This is a genomic window from Acinetobacter johnsonii (genome assembly GCF_048551975.1).
In the GTDB taxonomy this organism is placed as follows: Bacteria; Pseudomonadota; Gammaproteobacteria; order Pseudomonadales; family Moraxellaceae; genus Acinetobacter; species Acinetobacter johnsonii_A.
Genome location: NZ_JBIMCF010000167.1, coordinates 1 through 291 on the forward strand (window position 1 = coordinate 1; position 291 = coordinate 291).

Here is a 291-nt window from a genome sequence, read left to right on the forward strand (position 1 = left end):
TAAATTTGCTGGAGCAAGGCCAGGATCTGCTGCTTCTGCTCCCAGAAGCACGATTGGAAAATATGCGGCAACATCGGTAGTGATTTGCGGATTACTGGCAACATATTCAGCAATTCCCTCATATTGATACCCACCTGGTGCGAGTGCTAGTGCTCCACGCAGATTAAATTCAGGTGCGTCTTTCTGACCGTCCGCTGCAACCTTCAGAGATGCTGCACCGCCTTGGCTATGCCCCATTACAGACCAGTTTTTACTAAACTTATAGGGTTGTAAATGATGGGTGGCCCGGAC

At 49.1% G+C, this 291-nt stretch carries 1 pseudogene; it reads right to left on the minus strand.

The annotated features are described in order from the left end of the window. Positions 1-291: pseudogene (locus ACG9ZB_RS17085) on the minus strand (alpha/beta hydrolase); the annotation flags it as partial.